Source organism: Novacetimonas maltaceti (genome assembly GCF_002906255.1).
In the GTDB taxonomy this organism is placed as follows: domain Bacteria; phylum Pseudomonadota; class Alphaproteobacteria; order Acetobacterales; family Acetobacteraceae; genus Novacetimonas; species Novacetimonas maltaceti.
Map to the genome: position 1 here is coordinate 1 of NZ_POTC01000012.1, position 21,339 is coordinate 21,339.

Genomic DNA, 21,339 nt, shown 5'->3' on the forward strand with positions numbered 1-21,339 from the left:
GGGCAGGGGGACATGCAGGCGCTGGCCTTTACCCCACGCCAGGGCGCCATGCTGCCGCTTGATGCCCCCTTTGCCGATACATCGGGGCAGATCCGGCCGCTTGGCGCCTTTCTGGGTCATGGGGCCACCATCGTGGCGATGGGATATTACGCCTGCCCCAACATGTGTGAGCTTGAGCGCCGGGACCTGCTCGATGCGCTGGCGCGTGGGGGGCTGAAGACGCCGGCCGACTATACGCTGCTGGCTGTCAGCATCGACCCGGCGGAAACGGGGGCCATGGCGCGGCAGGCCCTGCGGGAGGACATGGCCCGCTTTCCCGATCCCGGTGCAGGGCGGGGATGGCATTTCGTTACCGGCCCGGCCACCAGCATAGCGCGCCTGTCGCGTGCAGTGGGGTTTCATGCGCGCTATGACGCAAGGCTGCGCCAGTATCTCCACCCCATGGGGCTGGTGTTCATAACACCGGCGGGCGTGGTGTCGGGCTATGTGCTGGGGATTGGCTACCGCCCGGACGACATACGCCAGGCCCTGTCCCATGCCGCGCGTGGCGGGCAGGCCCGTGCCGTGCCCATCCTGCTCCTGTGCTTCCATTATGACGAGACGACGGGGCGCTATACGCTGGCGGTCGAAAAGCTGCTGAAACTTGGCGGCGTGCTGACGGTGCTGATGCTGGGGGGCGTGGTGGGCATGGCCCACTGGCGGGGGCAGCGATGACCTGGCTGCCCGAAGCCTCGGCCCACGCCGCGAAGGTGGATATCCTGCTGGCGGGGCTGCTGCTCATCAGCCTGGCGGTGCTCGGGCTGGTGTTCGGGCTGATGATGCTCAACATCATCCGTTTTCGCGTGGGAAGCCGGGTGCCCGTATCGCAGGAAACGGTGGCCCATAAAAGCTGGCGTTTCGAGATCGGCTGGACAACGGCCACGCTGGTTGTCTTCTTCGCGCTTTTTGTGTGGGCGGCGCGGCTTTACGTGGTGGGGTTCCAGCCCCCTTCCGGTGCGATCCAGATTTATGTGACGGGCAAGCAGTGGATGTGGAAGGTCCAGTATCCCGGCGGCCAGCGCGAGATCAATGCGCTGCACGTGCCACTGGGCCGGCCGGTGCAACTCCTGCTCACGTCGGAAGATGTCATCCATGATTTCTCGATCCCCGTGCTGCGGATCAAGCATGACGTCCTGCCCGGACGGTACCAGAGCCTGTGGTTCACCGCGACGAAGGAGGGGGCATTCCGTTTCTACTGCACGCAGTTCTGCGGCATCGGGCATTCGCGCATGACCGGCACCCTGATTGTCCTGACCCCGGGCGGATATGCACGATGGCTGGGCCAGACCCCGGCAAGCGGCAGTCTTGCGACCCGTGGGGAGGCCCTGTTCATCAGCAACGGATGCAGCGGCTGCCATGTGTCGCAGCTTTATGCCCCCGGCGCAGATGATACCGTCCGCGCGCCCTCCATGGTGGGGCTGTATGGCAGCGAGGTCACCGGGATGGATGGCCGGCGCCTGCGGGTGGACGACGCATTCCTGCATGACGCCATCGTGCATGCCGGGCCTGTGCGCGGGCTGGCGGAAACTTACACCACCCGCATGCCGTCTTATCATGGCGTGCTGGGGGAGGAGGAACTGGCCGCCCTGATTGCCTATATCCGTATCCTGTCGCCATCGCGCCCGCCGGGCATGGGGGGATCGGCCGCCAGCATGCGTGAGGGGGACTGACACCATGACCTGCGTACCCGGCCCGGACCCCATGCAGCGCAGCTACCTGTGGCAGGACGGCACGGTACGCGCGTGGCTGCTGACGACCGACCATAAACGGATCGCGCTGCTCTACATGGCGACGATTACCGCGTTTTTCATCCTTGGCAGCCTTGGCGCCGCCCTGATCCGGCTGCACCTAGTTTCCCCCACCGGCGCCGTCCTGTCCGACGGGACCTACAGCCGCATGTTCACCATGCACGGCATTGTCATGGTCTGGCTGTTCCTCGTGCCGTCCATCCCGGTCACGCTGGGCAATTTCCTCGTGCCGCTCATGCTCGGCGCAAAGGACCTGGCCTTTCCGCGCCTGAACCTGCTCAGCTGGTACCTGTTCATCATGGCGGGCGCGCTGGTGGTTTACGGGCTGTTCCGTGGCGGTCTGGAAACGGGATGGACCTTCTATACCCCGCTTTCCGCCGATTATACGCAAGGGCGCGTGCTGCCGGTCGTGGCCGGGGTGTTCCTGAGCGGGTTTTCCTCCATCGCCACGGGGGTGAACTTCATCATCAGCATCCACCAACTCCGCGCGCCGGGGCTGACATGGTACCGGCTGCCCCTCATGCTGTGGGCGCTGTATGCCACCAGCGTCATTTTCGTGCTGGCGACGCCGGTGCTCAGCATCACGCTGCTTTTGCTGGCGTTCGAGCATTTCTTCCATGTCGGTGTCTTCGATCCCGCGCTGGGGGGCGATCCGCTCCTGTTCCAGCACCTGTTCTGGTTCTACTCCCACCCGGCGGTCTACATCATGATCCTGCCGGGCATGGGCGTAATCAGCGAGGTCGTGAGCACGTTCTGCCACAAGCCTGTCTTTGGCTACCGTTTCGTGGCGTGGTCTTCCATTTCCATCGCCGCCATCGGCTTTCTGGTCTGGGGGCACCACATGTTCGTGGCCGGAACCTCGCTGTATGCGGCGGTGGTGTTTTCCATGCTGAGCTTCCTTGTCTCGGTACCGTCGGCCATCAAGGTCTTCAACTGGCTGGGCACCATGCATGGCGGGGCCATCAGGCTCGATGCGCCGATGCTGTATGCCATGGGGTTCATCGGGCTGTTTACGGTTGGCGGCCTTACGGGGCTGTTCCTCGCCTCGCTGGCGAGCGACCTGCACCTGACGCAGACATATTTCGTGGTGGCGCATTTCCATTACATCATGGTCGGCGGCATGGTGTCGGCCTATTTCGCCGGGCTGCATTACTGGTGGCCCAAGATGACGGGGCGCATGTATCCCGAAATGTGGGCGCGCACGGCGGCGGCGCTGCTGTTCTTCGGTTTCAACCTGACATTCTTTCCCCAGTTCATCCTGGGGTATGAGGGCATGCCACGCCGGTATGCGACCTATCCCGCGCAGTTTCAGGTGCTCAATGTCCTGTCCTCCGCCGGTGCCAGCATCCTTGCGCTCGCCTATATCCTGCCGCTGGCCTACTTCGCATGGTCGCTGTTTCGTGGCGCGCGGGCCACAGCCAACCCATGGCAGGCGACCGGGCTGGAATGGCGGACATCCTCCCCGCCGCCGACGGAAAACTTCCTTACCCCGCCGGTGGTGACGCATGAGGCGTATGATTACGCGGCACTGGACCACCCGCAGACCGTCCCGCCTGCGGAGGCCCCGCATGTCTGAGCACCTCGCGCCCTATGACAGCCCGCAGCATCGTGACGGGACGGCAATAGCGGGCATGTGGCTGTTCCTTGCCAGTGAAATCCTGCTGTTCGGGGGGCTGTTCCTGGTCTTCGTGGTCTATTCCCACACCCGTGCCGCAGGCTGGGCGCTGGGTGTGCGCCATACAGACCTTGTGACTGGCAGCATCAATACCGTGCTCCTGCTGGGCAGCAGCATGGTCTATACCCTTGGGGTCGAGGCCGCGCGCAACGGCAATGCGCGCGCGACCATCCGTGCCGGGATGGGGGCCGCGGCGCTGGGCGTGGCCTTCCTGTGCCTCAAGGGGTGGGAATGGCGTAGCGAACTGGACGGACACCTGTTCCCCGGTCCGGGATTTTCCCTTGCGGGTCCAGATGCAGGCGGGGCGCAGCTTTTCTACAGTTTCTATTTCCTGTCCACCGCGCTGCATGGGCTGCACATGCTGGTGGGGATCGGGCTGATTGCCTGGGTCTGCGTGCGGGTTTACCGGGGGCGGGGGGCATCGCTGCAGGTCATGCCGGTGGAGGTCGTCGGCCTTTACTGGAGCTTTGTCGATCTGGTCTGGGTCCTGCTTTTCCCGGTCCTGTACCTGATCGGACGGGTGTGATGGCCGCCATCTTGTCATGCTGGGCGGTGCTGCTGGTACTGCTGGGGGTGGAACTGCTGCTGGCGGCGGCAGGGTCCGGATGGGGTGTGGGCGGGTGCGCCGGGCTGATGGCGCTGCTGGTTGCGTGTGGCTTCATGCGGATTGCCCGCGCCCCGGCGCTGGCCGCGATCTTTGCCATCGGTGGCCTGTTCTGGCTGTCGATCCTGCTGGCGCTGGGCAGCCTGGACAGTTTTACGCGCACCAATTTCCCCGTGGGCGATACGTTATCTTCCGCCGCGCATGACCCGCGTATCGTGCCCGACATCGCGCCCTGATGTGAAATTACGTGTCCCGCGCCATAAACCGGCCCGCATGACGGGCGTTGTCTGACGTCGGAGCGCATATGCGGCATGCGGTGTCATGGCCGACAGGAAACAGGCAGGTGGCATGAATGCAATCGTCCAACTGGCGCTTGCCCGTCCCTATACATTTGTCGTGATGGCCATCCTGATCGCCATGGCCGGTGTGCTTTGCGCCATCCGCACGCCCGAAGACATCTTTCCCGAGATCGGCATTCCCGTCATCGCGGTGGCGTGGACCTACAGCAACCTTTCGCCACAGGACATGTCGGGGCGTATCGAACTGCCGTTCCAGCGCGTACTGACCACCACGGTGAACAATATCGAACATATCGAGGGGCAGTCGCTGACCGGGATCGGGGTGACAAAGATCTTCTTCCAGCCGGGGATCGACGTGCGCGTCGCCAATGCGCAGGTCACCGCCATTGCCCAGACCATCCTGCGCCAGTTGCCCACCGGCACCACCCCGCCGCTGATCCTCAATTACAATGCCTCCACCGTGCCGATCGTGCAGCTTGCCCTGTCGGGGGAAGGCATGACCGAACAGCAGCTTTATGATTATGGCTTCAACTTCATCCGCAACCGCCTGGTCACGGTTCCGGGCGCGGCCCTGCCCTATCCCTATGGTGGCCGCGTGCGCCAGATCCAGATGGACCTTGACCCCGCAAGGCTGCAGTCGCGCGGCGTATCGGCGCAGGATGTCGGCAATGCCCTGGGCAGCCAGACACAGATCACCCCCGCAGGTTTTGTGAAAATCGGTGAATACCAGTATAATTTCCGGCTGAACAACGCGCCGCTTTCCGTCGAACTGCTCAACATGCTGCCCGTGCGCACAATCAACGTGGCGGTGGTGCGGGTGCGCGATGTCGCCCATGTGCGTGACGGGTCCATGCCCCAGCAGAACGTGGTGCATGTCGATGGACAGCGTTCGGCGCTGATGACCGTGCTGAAATCGGGCGCGACCTCCACCATCGCCATCGTGGCCGGGATCAGGGCGATGATCCCCGATGCGACGCGTGGCCTGCCGAAACAGCTCAGGCTCAGGCCCGTCAATGACCAGTCGCTGTTCGTCCGCGCCGCCGTGGACGGGGTCATGCGCGAGGGGGCGATCGCGGCGGGACTGACCAGCCTGATGATCCTGCTGTTCCTTGGCTCGTGGCGCTCCACGCTGATTGTCGCGACCTCCATCCCGCTGTCGGTCATGGGGGCGATCGCGGCCCTGTCGGCACTGGGCGAGACGCTGAATGTCATGACGCTGGGCGGCCTTGCGCTGGCCGTGGGGATCCTGGTCGACGAGGCGACGGTCACGATCGAGAATATCGAGCGTCATCTGGAAATGGGCAAGGATGTCCATGCCGCCATCATTGACGGGTCGCAGGAGATCATTGTCCCGGCCTTTCTCTCGCTCCTGTGCATCTGCATCGTGTTCGTGCCGATGTTCTACCTGCCGGGGGTTGCGGGGTTCCTGTTCGTGCCGATGGCGCTGTCGGTCATGTTCGCCATGGTCATGTCCTTCATCCTGTCACGCACGCTGGTGCCGACCATGGCCATGTTCCTGCTGCGCCCGCATGGGGGGGCAGCAGCGCGGCATCAGGAAAACATCCTCGTCCGCTTCCAGCACGGTTTCGAACGGCGTTTCGAGGCGCTGCGCGGGCGCTACGGTGCGCTGCTGCAGGGCATTCTGGAGTATCGCGGCCGCTTCGTGGCCGGGTTCCTGTGCTTTGCCGCGCTGAGCATGGGTCTGCTTCCGTTCCTTGGCCGCAACTTCTTCCCGCAGGTCGACGCGGGTTCGATGACGCTGCATGTGCGGGGCCCCGTTGGCATGCGCATGGAGGAGACATCGGCCCTGTTCCAGCGCATCGAAAAGCAGATACGCCAGCGGGTCCCGGCGGCCGAACTTGATTCCATCGCCGACAATATCGGCCTGCCCACCAGCGCCATCAACACTGCCTATAACGCGTCAGGCACGATCGGGCCGCAGGATGGCGACATCCTTGTCGCACTGAAGGAAAACCACCGCCCGACCGCGCGGTACATCCATATCCTGCGCCGCGAACTGCCCCGTGCCTTCCCGGAGGCCAGTTTTGCCTTCCTGCCATCGGACATCACGACGCAGATCCTCAATTTCGGCGCCCCGGCCCCGATCGACATCCAGGTTTCCGGCCCGGACCCGGACGAGACACGGCAGTTCGCAGGCCGCATCCTGCGCGCCATCCGCCGCATTGATGGCGTGGTCGATGCCCGCATCCAGCAGCCCGGCCATTATCCCGAACTGCGTTTCGAGGCGGACCGCACCCGCATCAGCCAGCTTGGCCTGACGGAAGGCGACGTCACCACCTCCATCGCGACCTCCATTGCCGGGACCGTGCAGACCGCCCCGCTTTACTGGCTGGATCCGCACAGCATGGTGACCTATCCCATCGCGGTGCAGATGCCCGAATACCGCATCGGTTCGCTGGCGGATATCATCGGCCTGCCCGTAACCGGGGCGTCAACCACACAGTTGCAGGTGCTTGGCGCGCTTGGCACGATTACACGCGGCACGACGTCACCGGTGGAGGCGCAGTACAACATCCGCCCGCTCATCGATGTTTTCGCCGGTGGGGACGGGCGCGACCTGGGGGGCATCGCATCGGACGTGCTGGCGGCCCTGCATCGGCTTGAACATGACCGGCCCGGGACCGTCACGGTCACGCTGCGCGGGCAGTACCAGGCCATGACCACCGCATTTTCGGGCATGGGGTTCGGGCTGCTGGGCGCAATCGTGCTGATCTACCTGCTCATCGTCATCAATTTCCAGAGCTGGACCGACCCGTGCATCGTCGTCCTCGCGCTGCCGGGGGCGCTTGCGGGGATATGCTGGATGCTGTTCGCAACGCATACCCCGCTCTCCGTTCCCGCGCTGACGGGGGCGATCATGTGCATGGGGGTGGGGACGGCCAATTCCATCCTTGTCATCACCTTCTGCCGCGAACAGCTGGCGGAACATGGCGATGCGCTCCAGGCGGCCCTGAACGCGGGGCGCACCCGCCTGCGGCCCGTCATCATGACGGCGCTTGCCATGGTCATCGGCATGCTGCCCATGGCGCTGGGGCTGGGTGAAGGGGGGGAGCAGAATGCACCGCTGGGGCGGGCCGTGATCGGCGGCCTGATATTCGCTACCTGCGCCTCCCTGTTTTTCGTGCCGACGCTGTTTGCCGTCATATATGACCGGCGCGCACGCCACGGTCATGGCGGGGCGCGCGCCCATGGCTGACACCCATGTTGCCGTCCATGCCGGGCCCCGGCCCCGCCTGCGCCGGATCGTCCTTGGCGGGGCATGCGTTTTCGGCATCATCGTGGTGACGGGAACGCTCACGCGGCTGCATGAATGCCGCAGCCTCCATGCCAGCAATGTCGCGGCGCTGGTGCCCAGCGTGAATGTCGTGCATCCGGGCGGGCAGGCCGTGGACACGCTGGTCCTGCCCGGCATCCTGCAGGCATGGTACAGCGCACCCGTCTATGCACGGACCAGTGGCTACCTGCGGCAATGGTATGTCGATATCGGGCAGAAAGTGGCGGCGGGACAGGTTCTGGCGGAAATCGATACGCCCGAAGTCGACCTCCAGCTGGCCGGTGCAAAGGCCGCGCTGGGCACCCGCACCGCGCAGCGCGACCTTGCGCGGATTACGTCGCGCCGGTGGGACCGGCTGAATGCCCAGAATGCCGTATCACAACAGGAAACGGACGAACGCCGTGGCAACCTTGCCGCCAGCGAGGCCACACGCCACGAGGCCGCCGCCGAGGTCGAGCGGCTTGAAACGCTTTCGGCCTTCAAGCGCATCATTGCCCCCTTCGCCGGGGTGGTGAGCAGTCGCGCGACCGACATCGGCGCCCTGATCGTGGCGGGAACGGCGGCCAGCCAGCCGCTTTTTACCGTATCGGACGTCACCCGCCTGCGGCTTTATGTACGTGTGCCGCAGGCCTATGCCGCGCGGATGCACGAGGGATTCGTCGCGCACTTCACGGTGCCGGATTACCGTAACCGGCAGTTCGGGGCGCGGCTGCTTCATTCTTCGGACGCGGTTGATCCCCAGTCGGGCACGATGCTGGTGCAGCTTGTCTATGACAACGGCGAAAACCTTCTCAAGCCGGGGGCTTATGCCCAGATCGCCTTTACATTCCATGGCCCCGGACCACAGGCGCCCCCCACTGTGCGCATTCCTGCCAGCAGCCTGCTTTTCCGCCGCGACGGGACAACCGTGGCGGTCGTCGATGCGCAGGACCATGTCAGGATAAGGCCCGTCTCGATCCTGATCGACTTCGGAACCGAACTGGAGGTCACGGGGCTTACGCCACGCGACAGGATCATCACCAACCCGCCCGATGACATCGGGGACGGGGACCCCGTCCGGCCGCGTGAGGGCGGGCATGGTGCCTGAACGCGGCCGGGTGGTCCTGCTCTGCCTCGGGCTGCTGTGTGGCTGCGACCTCAGCCCCCGTTACCACAGGCCCGCATTGTCCGGCGTTCCCGCCACGTTCAGGGAAACCGGCATCTGGACCCCGGCACAACCCGCCGATGCGCTGCCGCGCGGCGCATGGTGGTCGGTCATGGGAGACGGGGCCTTGAACGTGCTGGAGGAGCGGATCGAACATGACAGTCCGCAACTGGCCGCCGCCACGGCGCGATATGACGAGGCGCGCGCACTGGTCCGGCGGGCACGGGCCGAGTTCTTTCCCCAGATCGATGCAACCGCCAGCGCCCGGCGTGAACGGACCCTCTTTCCCGCCACGGGCAGTTATTACGAATATCATGATTTCGAAACCGGCGGCACCGTCTCGTGGGAGCCGGACATCTGGGGGCGCATCCGCAATCTGGTCAGGGCGGCGCGGGCCAATGCACAGGCCAGTGCCGCCGACCTCGCCGCGATCCGCCTCAGCCTGCAGGGCGAACTGGGCGATGATTATTTCCAGCTTCGTGGTCTGGATGCCCGCATCAGCCTGCTGCAAAAGACCACAGGCGCCTATTCGGCCGCGCTGGACCTGACGACAGCGCGTTTTGCCGGCGGGGCCGCGAACGAAATGGACGTAGGCCGCGCCCGCACGCAGTTGGCCACGACACAGTCCCGACTGGAACAGCAGGTGGCGGATCGCGCGCTGGTGGAACATGCCATTGCCGTGCTGGTGGGCGCGCAGCCTTCCACATTTTCAATCCCACCGGTGGATGACCTGCCGCCCGTGCCGGTCATTCCCGTCATCGCCCCCGCCCGCCTGCTGCAACGCAGGCCCGATGTCGCATCGGCGGAACGGCACATGGCCGCGGCAAACGCCCGGATCGGCGTGGCGCGGGCGGCGTTCTTTCCCAACATCACGCTTGGGGCGACGGGGGGATCGGAAACCACGGCCGGCATGCTGGCCTCCGCCGGGAGTGGCGTATGGGCGCTTGGCCCGGCGCTGGCGACGCTGGCGATATTCGACGGCGGGCGGCGGTTCGCCAACCTTTCCCTGACCCATGCGGAATATGCACAGGCCGCAGCCGGTTACCGGCAGACGGCACTGACGGCCTTCCGGGAGGTGGAAGACCAGCTTGCGCTGCTCAACCATCTGGCCGATGCCGCCGCCCGGCAGGAAGAAGGCGTGGTGGCGGCCACGCGCACCGATCAGCTGGCCGCGATCCGGTACCGCGAGGGGGCCGTTGACTACCTTCAGGTCGTCATTGCCCAGACGGCGGAATTACAGGCGCGCGAAGACCTGATTACGGTCAATACGCGCCGGCTGATGAGTGGCATCGACCTTGTGCGGGCCATGGGCGGCGGCTGGGGCGCCCATGATGGGGCAAAAGGAACCTGAAGGCCCCGCGCATCCCGGGGAACCTTTTGGTGAACAGGGCACGAAAAGATGCCGGATTGCCTTTTGCCGCGTTTGCCAACAGCGTGTGGAACCCATGCTCATTTACGGAGGAACAGAAGATGTCTCACAGGGCGCTTGTCATCGGGGCGACGGGAATTGTCGGCCAGAACCTTGCCAACCGTCTCGTGGCGGAGGGATGGACCGTCCATGGCCTTGCACGGCAGGTCGGGCACATGCTGGGTACCGTCATCCCGGTTGCCGCTGATGCGCTGGACCCGGCCTCGCTGCGCGCGGCACTGGCGGATGTCGTGCCCACGCATGTGTTTTTCACCACATGGACCCGCCGCGCAACCGAAAAGGAAAACTGTGCCGCCAACAGCGCGATGCTGCGTAATGTGTTCGACGCCCTGCCGGAACCGCAGGCGCTGGTCCATTGCAGCCTTGTCACGGGACTGAAGCATTATCTGGGGCCGTTCGAGGCCTATGCGCAGGGCACCCCGCCGCAGACGCCCTTTCGTGAATGCATGCCCCGTCTGGATGTCGAAAACTTCTACTATGCGCAGGAAGACGTGCTGTTCGAGGCCGCCGGCAGGCATGGCTTTGCATGGACGGTCCACCGCCCGCATACGGTAATCGGATATGCCATCGGCAACCTGATGAACATGGGTACCACGCTTGCGGTCTATGCCACGCTGTGCCGGGAGGAGGGGCTGCCTTTCGTCTTTCCCGGCTCCCCCATGCAATGGAACGGCCTGACCGATGTCACGGACGCCCGCCAGCTTGCCAGCCAGATCCTGTGGGCCGCCACCAGTCCTGCCGGGCGCAACAGGGCGTTCAACGTGGTCAATGGCGACGTGTTCCGCTGGAACTGGCTGTGGCCGGTGCTGGCGGAATGGTTCGGCATCACGGCTGCGGCCTATCCCGGCCATGCCACATCGCTTGAACGGGTGCTGGCGGGCAGGGAGGCGCAATGGGCGGCCATCGCAGGGCGGCATGGCCTGCGCGAGACGGCACTCGCCCGCCTGGCCTCGCCATGGCATACGGATGCCGATCTCGGCCGGCCGGTCGAATGCGTGACCGACATGAGCCTGAGCCGCAGGCTCGGCTTTACCGGCTATCGATACACGCCGGACTCGTTCTTCGACCTGTTCGAACGCCTGCGTGCGGAGCGTTACATTCCCTGATCCGGCGCCTGCCAGACATTGCGCCAAGAAGGGCAGGGGCGTCCTGAAATTATCTTGTAAGGGCATGGTGGTGACGGCCGTGCCCAAACCCCTTACCCTATGACCGGAAATGGGCGGCCTGTGCCGTCACGTGGCGCAGGCACAAGATCAGGTCAAGGATAGCCAATGGAAAAGCAGGTTCATTCAATACTGGAGCAGGTGGACGGATTACTTCCCCTTGCGCTGGGGTATGCGGGTCAGTTCTGTCTGGCGCTGGTCGTTCTTTTCGTGGGCTGGAAACTTGTCAACGCGGTCACGAGCGCGACGGGCCGGATGATGGAGGCCAGCCACATAGAGCCGACACTGCGCGGGTTCCTGCTGAGCGTGATCGGGCTGTTCCTCAAGGCGCTGCTGCTGATCAGCGTGGCGTCGATGGTCGGGATTGCGACGACATCGTTCGTGGCGGTTCTGGGTGCTGCGGGCCTTGCGGTGGGCATGGCATTGCAGGGCAGCCTTGCCAACTTTGCCGGCGGCGTGCTGATCCTGCTGTTCCGTCCCTTCAAGGTCGGGGATTCCATTACCGCAGGCGGCAGTTCGGGCACGGTGACATCCATCGAGATGTTCCGCACGGTGCTGCTCGATGCCAATAACGAGATTATTTTCGTCCCCAACGGCACATTGTCAAACAACATTGTGATCAACAGTTCGGAATCGGAGCGGCTCCTTGCCTCGGTCAGCCTGCTGATGGATTACAACGACGATATCGACAAGGCGCGGGCGCTGCTGCTTGGCCTGACGGAGAATGACGCGCAGGTGCTCAAGGATCCTGGGCCGTCCGTGTCCTTCCTGCCAAAGCCTGCGAACATCCAGGTCACGCTGGGGTTCTGGTGTGCGCCCGGCGCTGTGTCCGGACTGGTCGCGAAATATTCCGAATCCTCGATCAAGGTGCTCCAGAAGGAAGGATATCGCCTTGGGGTCACGGCGCGCAGCGCCGCATGACCGGCGCGGGGTCCGGGGCACCGCGCCCCTGCACCCCGGGCATTACGTAAAAGCGGGTCAGGTGCCTCCAACCCCGTGACGGGCATCCACGACCCGCAGGCTGCCATCGGGCAGCGGGCGTTGCAGCCGCAGCGCCTCGCCCAGCGGCGCCGTCATCCACAGGTCAAGTTCTTCCGGCCGGGTCAGGATGACCGGCATGGCCTTCGGGTGGATGGCCCCGACCTCGCGATTGGCCGTGGTGGTCAGGAAGCCGAACAGGTCATCCGTCGTCTCGCCATCCGCCATTTTGCGCACCGATGTCCACCGGCACCAGATCCCCGCAAAGAAAGCGAGCCTTTCGTCATCGCCACGGGTGAACCAGACGGCGCGTGATTTCCCATCCGGCAGCCGCTCCGGCTCGGAAAAGGCCGTGAGTGGCACCAGGCAGCGATGGTCCGCGCCCTCCCAGCGTTTCCACCATGTCGAGGCCGGATTGCGGATATTGGTGACACCCCGATCGACCCTGCGGCCCTGCAGGTAGCCCGGCGGCGTGGGCATGCCCCAGCGTGCCATGACCAGTTCGCGCCCATCCGGCGCATTCCGCACGATGGGCGCCATGGTGTTGGGCCAGATATCGGGCAGGGGGGCAAGGTTGCCGGTCCGGTCCGTCACGACCCCGGCCGCCTTGCGGATCGCCTGCTGGCTACCTGTCATCGCATAGAGATTGCACATCACGCCGTCCTTTCGCAGGGCAGATATGGGACCGGTGCCGGGCGCAATCCAGATGCCGGGCAGGACCGGGCCGGGGCATTGCGCCATTCACGGGGGACATCCGCCCATGTCGGGAGGGTCGGTTGACGGGGGCGGCGGAAGTATCTACCGCTCAATTTCATTTCGATGACAGAAGGTTTGATCCGATGCCGCGTCCGAAGCGCCTGCTGCTCTCACTGCTTGTCATGTCCATGGGGTCAACGGCCTGGGCGGCAGACCGGGGCGCGCCCGTGACCCAGACGCATCCCGTGTCGCAGACCTATCATGGCGTGCGCGTGACCGACCCGTACCGCTGGCTGGAAAATAGTGACGATCCGAAGGTCATCGCATGGTCGGATGCGCAGAACACGCGTACGCGTGCCTATCTCGATCATCTCGGGCAGCGTCAGGTGGTGTTTGACCGCCTGATGGCGGCCTATCGTGCACAGTCCCCTTCCTATACGGATTTCCACCCTGCCGGGGGGCATGTGTTCGCGCAGGCCGTGCTGCCGCCGCACCAGCAGCCGGTTGTGGGCGTCATGGATGGCGGCGCGGATCCGAAAACCTTCCGCACGATCATTGATCCCGACCGGATCGACCCGTCAGGGCAGACCACGATCGACTGGAGCGTCCCGTCACCCGATGGCAGGCTGCTGGCCGTGTCCCTGTCACGTAACGGGACGGAGGACGGGACCGTACACGTCTTCGATACGAAGACCGGTAAGGAAACCACAAATGTCGTGCCCCGTGCGCAGTTTCCGACCGCAGGGGGCAGCCTGGCGTGGAAATCTGACAGTAGCGGGTTCTGGTACACTCGCTATCCCGGTGAGGAACGCCCCGAGGCGGACCGCCATTTCTACCAGCAGGTCTGGTACCACCGGCTTGGCACGCCAGTGTCGCAGGATGTTTACGTGGCGGGACGGGATTTCCCCCGTATCGCCGAAATCGCGCTGGACAATTATGGCGTCAGCCAGAACGGGCATGCCGTGCTGATGTCGGTGCAGGACGGTGATGGCGGCCGGTTCCAGCAGTATGTCATCGACCAGAAAACCGGACAGGTGACACGCATCAGCGATTTTGACGATCGTGTCGTGGCGGCCGCGATTGGCCCGGACGATCATATCTACCTCATATCGCGCAGGAACGCGCCGCGTGGCGAAATCCTGGAGACGAGCCTCGACCACCCGGCGGTGGCGGATGCAAAACGCCTGGTCGCGCAGGGCGAGGGCGTCATCATGGGCGGTGCGGAATTCGGTGGCGCGCCGGTTATCGCGACCCGCAAGGCACTGTATGTGCGTGAAATGGTCGGCGGGCCGAGCCATGTGGCGGTCTTTTCCCCCGATGGGAAGCCAGCGGGTGACATTCCCCTTCCGCCGGTGGTTTCGGTATCGGATGTGACCCCCATTTCCCATGGGGAGATGCTGGTTTCCTTCAACAGCTACCTCACCCCCCATCAGGTGATGCGTTACCGCCCCGCGACAGGGAAGCTGAAGCCGACCCCGCTGTCGAGCACAAGCCCGGTTTCCTTTGCCGACTGCGAAACCGTGCGGACCACGGCGACATCACGCGATGGAACCCGTGTGCCGATGACGGTCATCCGCCGCCGGGGAACCCGCCTGGATGGCCAGAACCCGACGCTGGTATACGGTTATGGGGGATACGGCATTTCGGAAACCCCGCGCTTCATGGGGGCATGGCTGCGGGCGTGGCTGGATGCCGGGGGTGTATATGTCGATACCAACCTGCGTGGCGGCGGGGAATTCGGGGCGACATGGCATGAAGATGGCGCCCTGACGCACAAGCAGAACGTCTTTGACGATTTCGCCGCCGTCAGCAGGCAGGTGATCGCGCAGGGTTATACCAGTTCCAGCAGGCTTGCAGCCCTGGGCGGCAGCAATGGCGGCCTGCTGATGGGCACGGCGATGACCCAGACGCCGGAACTTTACCGTGCGATCGTGTCGCTGGTGGGGATCTATGACATGACGCGGATCGAACTGGACCCCAATGGGGCCTTCAATGTGACGGAGTTCGGAACGGTCCGTGATCCGGCGCAGTTCCGCGCCATGATCGCCTATTCCCCGTACCAGGCGGTCAGGCCGGGCGTGAAATACCCGGCCGTCTTCATGGCGACGGGAACGCATGACGGGCGCGTCAATCCCGCGCAGTCGCGCAAGATGATCGCGAAACTCCAGGCGGATACGGCCTCGGGATATCCGATCTACCTTTCCATCAGTGACAAGGCAGGGCACGGGATGGGCAGCGCGGTCAACGTGCGCCTGGGGCAGACGGCCGATTACGTGGCATTCCTGTTCGACCAGTTGGGGATGAAACTGTAACCCCCGGCCGGGACAGGCCATGTTTCCCTGTCACTCGTTTGCGGGGGCAGGGGGCGGGGTCTGTGCGCCGGTCACACGCCAGATGGTGTTGCCCACGTCGTCGGCCACAAGCAGGGCGCCGTCGCGATCCAGCGCAAGGCCCACCGGGCGGCCGTGGACATGGTTTTCATCCGTGGTCAGGAACCCTGTCAGGACGTCCTTGGGCATCCCTGCGGGGTGAGCATCGGCAAACGGGACATAGATGACGCGATAGCCGCTCTTGGGCTGGCGGTTCCATGAACCGTGCTGCGCGACAAACAGTCCCTGCCGCCAGTCCTGCGGCAACTGGCTGCGCGCCGAAAATGCAATGCCCAGCGAGGCCGTATGCGGCCCCAGCGCATAATCGGGCACGACTGCGTGCGCCACAAGGTCGGGCCGCTGGGGCTGTGCGCGCAGATCGACATGCTGCCCGTAATAGCTGTAGGGCCAGCCGTAAAACGCGCCTTCCTTCACGGCCGTGATGTAATCCGGTACGATGTCACTGCCGATTTCGTCACGTTCGTTGACGACCGCCCACAGCGCGCCCGTGGTGGGTTCAAAGTCCAGTCCGTTGGGGTTGCGCAGGCCGGTTGCATATTCACGCAGCGTGCCGGAGGCCAGGTCATACTGGTAAATGGCCGCGCGCCCCTTTTCCGCATCCATGCCGTTATCGGCAACATTGCTGTTTGAACCGACGGTTATGTAAAGCTGCTTTCCATCAGGGCTGGCGACGACATTCTTGGTCCAGTGGTGATTGTACCCGGCCGGCAGGTCAAGCACCTTTACCCCCGGTCCGGCAATATGTGTCTCGTCCCCATGATAGGGAAACCGCATCAGGGCGTTGGCATTGGCGACATACAGGTCATTTCCCACCAGCGTCATGCCAAAGGGGGAATACAGGCTATCAAGGAAGACCGTGCGGATGTCGGCGTGGCCGTCTCCCTTCGTATCGCGCAGGAGGATGATGCGGTCGGGGCTTTTCTCTCCCGCGCCGACCTGTCCCTGAATGAACCGGGCAACGCGGTTTTTGAATGTCCTGATGTCCGTTCCCGGTGAATTGCTCTCGGCCACGAGGATATCGCCGTTCGGCAGCCTGTAGAGCCAGCGCGGATGGTCCAGGCCAGTGGCGTAGGGCGTAACGTTCAGGCCCGGCGCCGCGATGGGATGCGCCCCGTCATGCCATCCCACGGGTGTCGCGATATTGACGGTGGGCATCATCGTCGGGTTGGGCGCAGGCAAAAGGGGATGCGGGCCGATGCCGGCCGCCACCGGCAGCGTGGCCTGTTCGGGATGAAGCATGACCTTCCACCCCACCAGCCCGACCACCACGATGCCTGCCACCGCGCCAGCCAGGTAAACCCTGTATCCTGCCTTCATTCCGTGTTCCTCATTTTCTGGCGTTGCTGGCCTGGCGGCCATCCGGGACTGTCGTGGTCGATATTGCCGCGTTTTGTGTCGCGTCCGCGACGTTCTGTCATGCTTAACAGATAATTCCCCTGGCAGGTTGCCTGCCTGTGGCCACATCATGGGATCGCATGGTGACAGGCAGGAGTCCCGTTCCACCTTCCGCGGGCAGTCGCAGGGATTGCCAATGACGCCATGGCATGATCTGCTATGTTATAATATTATATTTCATCGGGTGCCTTATGCTGTCAAAATCATTTCTCCTTGGTTCCGCAGCCGTTTTCGTGGCGTTCGCGGCAACAGGTCCTGCCCGCGCGGAAGAAGGCATGTGGACGTTCAACCACCTTCCCGTTGCGACCCTGCAGAAAACCTACGGCTTTACGCCCGACAGCGCATGGATCGAGCATGTCGTGCAGTCTTCCGCACGGCTTGCCGAAGGGTGCTCCGCCTCCTTCGTGTCGGGGGGCGGGCTTGTCATGACCAACCATCATTGCGCCAATTCGTGCCTTGCCGCACTGTCTGACAGGACGCACGACTATTTCCGCGACGGCTTTTATTCCCACACCCCGGCCGAGGAGCGCCAGTGTCCGGGCATGGAGCTGGACCGCCTTGATACCATCAGCGACGTATCCGGGCAGGTGGCCGACGCGACACGGGGCACGAGTGGGGCCGCCTATACCGCTGCCATGCAGAAGGTCGAAAGTGAACTGACCAGGGACTGTGTCAAGGGCGATCCGACGCACTGGCGCTGTGACATGGTATCACTCTTTCACGGTGGCCAGAGCGCGCTTTATCGCTATCGCCGTTACCAGGATGTGCGTGTCGTCATGGCGCCGGAACAGGGGATCGCCTTTTTCGGCGGGGATCCGGATAATTTCAGCTACCCGCGCTATGACATCGATTTTTCGATGCTGCGGGTCTATGACGGGGGCAGGCCCGTCCATACCCCGTTCCTGAAATTCGATCCCATGGGGCCGAAGGCGGGGGATCTGGTGTTTACATCCGGCAATCCCGGCCGGACCCAGCGCAGCCTCCCGGCATCGGCCCTTGCGTTCCAGCGCGATGTCGCCAATCCCGCGATCATCGGCTACCTTTCGACCCGCGAAGGGATGCTGTGGGAATATTCCCGTCAGGGCACCACCCCCGCCAAGGAGGCGCAGGACGCACTGTTCGGTGTCCAGAATGCCCTGAAATCCTATTCCGGGACGCAGGCCGCGCTGCGTACCGGGGACATTGTCGCGCGGCGTGGCAGGGAGGATGCCGCGCTGCGGTCATGGATCGAGGCGGACGCCAGCCGTCGCAAGGAGTATGGCGACCCTTTCCATGATATCGAGCAGGCCGTGGCAGTCCAGAAGACCCTCTTTCCCACGTACCTGGCGCTGCGCATGGCCATGCCGGGACTGGCGGAAGATGCCGTGACGCTGGTGGATGGCGCGGCGGAGCGCGAAAAACCGGATGCAAAGCGGCATGCGGGCTTCCACGAAGCGCAGCTTGGCGAAATCGAGACGTCCCTTGGTGCGAAGACACCCGTCTATCCCCGGCTGGAGACGGATACCCTTGCCCTCGGGCTGAGCCTGATGCGCCAGACGCTGGGGGCGGATGACCCGCTGGTGACGGGCGTGCTGGGCACCGAAAGCCCGGAGGCGCTGGCCGAGCGCCTGGTGAAAGGGACGAAACTGGCTGACCCCGGCGTGCGTGTCGCGCTGTGGAAAAGGGGACGCACGGCGGTGGATGCGTCATCCGACCCGATGATCGTTTTTGCCCGCAGGCTCTACCCGGCCTATGCCCGGTTGCGTGAGCGGATGCTCAACGAAGTGACATCGCCGCTGCACAAGGCCGAAGGGGACATCGCGCGCGCCATCTTCGCACGGGCCAAAGCCGAAGGGCATGCGGACGATATCTATCCCGATGCAACCTTTTCGCCGCGCCTGTCATGGGGGACGGTAAAGGGATGGACGGAAAATGGCACGGACATCCCGGCCTTTACCGATTTCGCGGGCATGTATCGCCACGCCACCGGCAGCGATCCGTTCGCACTGCCGAAACGCTGGCTGGGGGCTAAATCGAAGGTGGACCCGGCGACCCATCTTGATTTCGTTTCCACGAACGACATTGTCGGCGGCAATTCGGGATCGCCGGTCATCGACCGTAACGGCCATGTGGTCGGGCTGATTTTTGATGGCAACCTGCCCAGTCTGGCGGGCGACCTTTATTATGACATTTCCAGCAACCGGGCGGTTTCCACGGATACCAGCGCCATCATCGCGGCATTGCGCGACGTGTATGACGAACCGACACTGGTGCATGAACTGCTCGACGGGCATCAGGCGGCGGCGTCGGGGGCCGCGAAACCCTGAATATGATTGCATGAGGCACGGCAGGCCCGGCATGGATACGGATCGTGCCGGGCCTGTCGCGCCCACCCGGCCGTGCAGGCCGGATGGGACATCGTGCGGTGTTCAGCCGGCGTTCATGCACAGAACCCGATCACCCGGCCTTTTTCACGGCCACGGGTCTCTTCGTCCAGCAGGGCCAGCAGGCGGTGGTGGGAGACGGGTTGCGGCATGAAACGCGCGCGCCGGCGCACAAGGGCGAAATCCGATGGGGTCAATGGCCCGACATGGCGCAGCCCGGTCGGGGCGGCGTGGCGGAAAAAGCGCGTGAAAGCCGCCTCCCTCTGCCGGGGCGTCAGGTAATCGAAACGGGCCTTGAACAGGAAACGGCGCATGCTTGCGGGGTCAAGCCGGGTGGCAAGGTTCGTGGTGCAGGCAAAGGGCAGGGGATGCTGTTCCATCCATGTCAGCATCTCGTTGACCTGGCTGACCTCCCATGCGCGTTCGGCGTTGCCGCGATTGCCCAGCAGGCTGTCGACCTCGTCGAAAATCAGGAAGGCCCCGGTATCGCGCGCCTCGGCAAAGGCGGCGGCGATCTGGCGTTCGGTCTGCCCCACATACTGCCCCAGCAGGTCGGAGGCTCGTTTCTGCAGCACGGGCAGGTTCATGAGGTCGGCCACATGGCGCGCCCACGCGCTCTTGCCCGATCCCGGCGGCCCGGACAGCAGCAGTGAAATGGCACGCGGGCAGTCAGGTGCCGCGAACTGCCGCGCAAGCTGGACCAGGTCGCAGTCGGCATTGACCAGTGCCGGGTCGTAATCCGCAGGCAGGGGCTGGCTTGCCTGCGGCATCAGACCACCATTTGTTGCGCGCGCGATGCTCATGGCGATCGTGCTGGCTGTATCCGAATTGCCGCGCGCAAGGCGGGTGGACCGCAGGGCATTGCGAAAAATACCGGGCGCGGCGGGAATGGCGTGCGCCAGGGTGACTGCGTCTTCCCCGCTCAGGGTTACATGTTCCGCCTCGGCCATTTCCTGCCACAGCCGGGTGCGGGCCGTTATGTCGGGGGCACGCATCTCTATGCACAGCGCCATGCGCCGCGCGACGGCGGGGCCAAGCGTGGGTAGGTCATTGGCGATCCAGATGACCGGCGTTTCGGCATGTTCCAGCAGGCGATGGAAATAGACCCGGCTGCGGCTCTTGCGCTCCATCGAGAGGGGGGAGGTGAACAGGTCCTCCGCCTCGTCGAACATCAGGACGGACGTGGTGTCCTCAAGCAGGCGCAGGTTGCAGCGCAGGTCCGCCAGGCGTTCCATGCGCGACGGCTCATCGCCGCTGGCGTTGACTTCGCCCACCGGGTAGAGCTTTGCGCCGATCGTGGCGGCAAGGGTTGCCGCGAATTCGGTCTTGCCCGTGCCCGGCGGCCCGTACAGCAGGATATGCACGCCCTTTTCACGTTCCGCCACGGCGGCGCGCAGGATCTGGCGCGCGATGTCGCCCAGTTCGCCGATATGCGTGAACGCGTCCCATTGCAGCGTGGCTTCGCGCGGGGAGGCGACCAGCAGGCTGCGGACATCATGTGTCGGTGATGTGCGGCGTGCGATCAGGCTGGCAAGCCGGGGGAGGAGACTGATATCGCCGTCGTCATCCAGGGCGATGATCCCTGACGTACGCAGTCGCCCCTCCGGGCCGAGCGCCTGGGCAATGGCGGATTCAGGGGCGCCGCTGAGCAACTGGAACAGCGGTATGTCATCGCACAGCGCCATGTTGCGCCCGTGATTGCGTGTCAGGGCATCCCAGAACTGTTCGAACACAGGGTTCGTCATGTACAGGAAGATGATGCCCAGGATGAAGGTTTCCGTATCGTTCAGTCCCAGGATTTCCTGCAGGGGCGCAAGCCATCCCCGGATGTGGCAGGTGTCGGTGGCCGTCTGCGCCCGGCGCCTGTCGAGTTCCGCGCCCATCCGTTTCCATTCATGCGCCGTCAGGGGCTTTTCGCCATCCTGGCGGCTGGGGGCGGGCAGGACCTGTTCGGGCAGGCCAAGCGGCCTGCGGTTCTGGACCACATATTCAACCATGATTGCGGCATCATGTTCATGGCGCTCAAGGCCGGAATGAAGGTGGACCAGTATGCTCAGCAGGAAACCCGCATTGTTGCCTGCAATGGTATTTGACGCTTCATTGGGAGACATTCTCAAAAGC

At 64.2% G+C, this 21,339-nt stretch carries 15 protein-coding genes; 12 read left to right on the forward strand and 3 right to left on the reverse strand.

From position 1 onward, the window contains the following. From KMAL_RS06335 to KMAL_RS06380, 10 genes are all read left to right on the forward strand, one after another. A partial coding sequence (locus KMAL_RS06335; protein WP_110094905.1) for an SCO family protein occupies positions 1-714 on the forward strand: 714 nt, incomplete at its 5' end. After that, complete coding sequence (gene coxB, locus KMAL_RS06340) at positions 711-1,709, forward strand: cytochrome c oxidase subunit II (protein ID WP_110094906.1); 999 nt, start codon at positions 711-713, stop codon at positions 1,707-1,709. The genes KMAL_RS06335 and coxB, both read left to right, overlap by 4 nt. A 4-nt stretch (positions 1,710-1,713) precedes the next feature. Beyond that, a complete protein-coding gene (locus tag KMAL_RS06345; protein WP_110094907.1) occupies positions 1,714-3,363 on the forward strand; it encodes a cytochrome c oxidase subunit I in 1,650 nt (549 codons plus the stop codon). Then, the gene (locus KMAL_RS06350; RefSeq protein ID WP_110094908.1) at positions 3,356-3,988 is read left to right on the forward strand and encodes a cytochrome c oxidase subunit 3; all 633 of its coding nucleotides are present in this window, start codon (positions 3,356-3,358) and stop codon (positions 3,986-3,988) included. Before KMAL_RS06345 ends, KMAL_RS06350 begins: the two co-directional genes overlap by 8 nt. Beyond that, positions 3,988-4,302: a hypothetical protein gene (locus KMAL_RS06355; RefSeq protein WP_239019981.1), complete on the forward strand. Its 315-nt coding sequence runs from the start codon at positions 3,988-3,990 to the stop codon at positions 4,300-4,302. Before KMAL_RS06350 ends, KMAL_RS06355 begins: the two co-directional genes overlap by 1 nt. Positions 4,303-4,414: 112 nt before the next feature. Beyond that, entirely contained in the window at positions 4,415-7,582 is a 3,168-nt protein-coding gene (locus KMAL_RS06360) for an efflux RND transporter permease subunit (protein WP_110094910.1), read from the forward strand. Beyond that, complete coding sequence (locus tag KMAL_RS06365) at positions 7,575-8,747, forward strand: efflux RND transporter periplasmic adaptor subunit (RefSeq protein ID WP_110094956.1); 1,173 nt, start codon at positions 7,575-7,577, stop codon at positions 8,745-8,747. The genes KMAL_RS06360 and KMAL_RS06365 overlap by 8 nt, the downstream gene beginning before the upstream one ends. Further along, positions 8,737-10,155: an efflux transporter outer membrane subunit gene (locus KMAL_RS06370; RefSeq protein WP_110094957.1), complete on the forward strand. Its 1,419-nt coding sequence runs from the start codon at positions 8,737-8,739 to the stop codon at positions 10,153-10,155. The genes KMAL_RS06365 and KMAL_RS06370 overlap by 11 nt, the downstream gene beginning before the upstream one ends. Before the next feature lie 119 nt (positions 10,156-10,274). Then, positions 10,275-11,339 carry an SDR family oxidoreductase gene (locus KMAL_RS06375; RefSeq protein ID WP_110094958.1) on the forward strand — a complete coding sequence of 355 codons (1,065 nt, stop codon included), beginning with the start codon at positions 10,275-10,277 and terminating at the stop codon, positions 11,337-11,339. Positions 11,340-11,504: 165 nt separating this feature from the next. Beyond that, complete coding sequence (locus tag KMAL_RS06380) at positions 11,505-12,317, forward strand: mechanosensitive ion channel family protein (RefSeq protein ID WP_110094911.1); 813 nt, start codon at positions 11,505-11,507, stop codon at positions 12,315-12,317. A gap of 57 nt (positions 12,318-12,374) precedes the next feature. On the opposite strand, the gene KMAL_RS06385 is transcribed toward KMAL_RS06380, so the two are convergent. Next, the gene (locus KMAL_RS06385; RefSeq protein WP_110094959.1) at positions 12,375-13,028 is read right to left on the reverse strand and encodes an SOS response-associated peptidase; all 654 of its coding nucleotides are present in this window, start codon (positions 13,026-13,028) and stop codon (positions 12,375-12,377) included. A 185-nt stretch (positions 13,029-13,213) separates the two neighbouring features. On the opposite strand from KMAL_RS06385, the gene KMAL_RS06390 reads away from it, so the two are divergent. Continuing rightward, positions 13,214-15,382: a prolyl oligopeptidase family serine peptidase gene (locus tag KMAL_RS06390; RefSeq protein ID WP_239019982.1), complete on the forward strand. Its 2,169-nt coding sequence runs from the start codon at positions 13,214-13,216 to the stop codon at positions 15,380-15,382. 30 nt (positions 15,383-15,412) lie between these two features. On the opposite strand, the gene KMAL_RS06395 is transcribed toward KMAL_RS06390, so the two are convergent. Beyond that, a complete protein-coding gene (locus KMAL_RS06395; RefSeq protein ID WP_110094912.1) occupies positions 15,413-16,777 on the reverse strand; it encodes a PQQ-dependent sugar dehydrogenase in 1,365 nt (454 codons plus the stop codon). A 269-nt stretch (positions 16,778-17,046) separates the two neighbouring features. On the opposite strand from KMAL_RS06395, the gene KMAL_RS06400 reads away from it, so the two are divergent. After that, on the forward strand, positions 17,047-19,161 hold the full coding sequence (locus tag KMAL_RS06400; RefSeq protein ID WP_110094961.1) for a S46 family peptidase: 2,115 nt from the start codon (positions 17,047-17,049) through the stop codon (positions 19,159-19,161). A 113-nt stretch (positions 19,162-19,274) separates the two neighbouring features. On the opposite strand, the gene KMAL_RS06405 is transcribed toward KMAL_RS06400, so the two are convergent. Beyond that, complete coding sequence (locus tag KMAL_RS06405; RefSeq protein WP_110094913.1) at positions 19,275-21,329, reverse strand: AAA family ATPase; 2,055 nt, start codon at positions 21,327-21,329, stop codon at positions 19,275-19,277. Positions 21,330-21,339 lie beyond the last annotated feature (10 nt).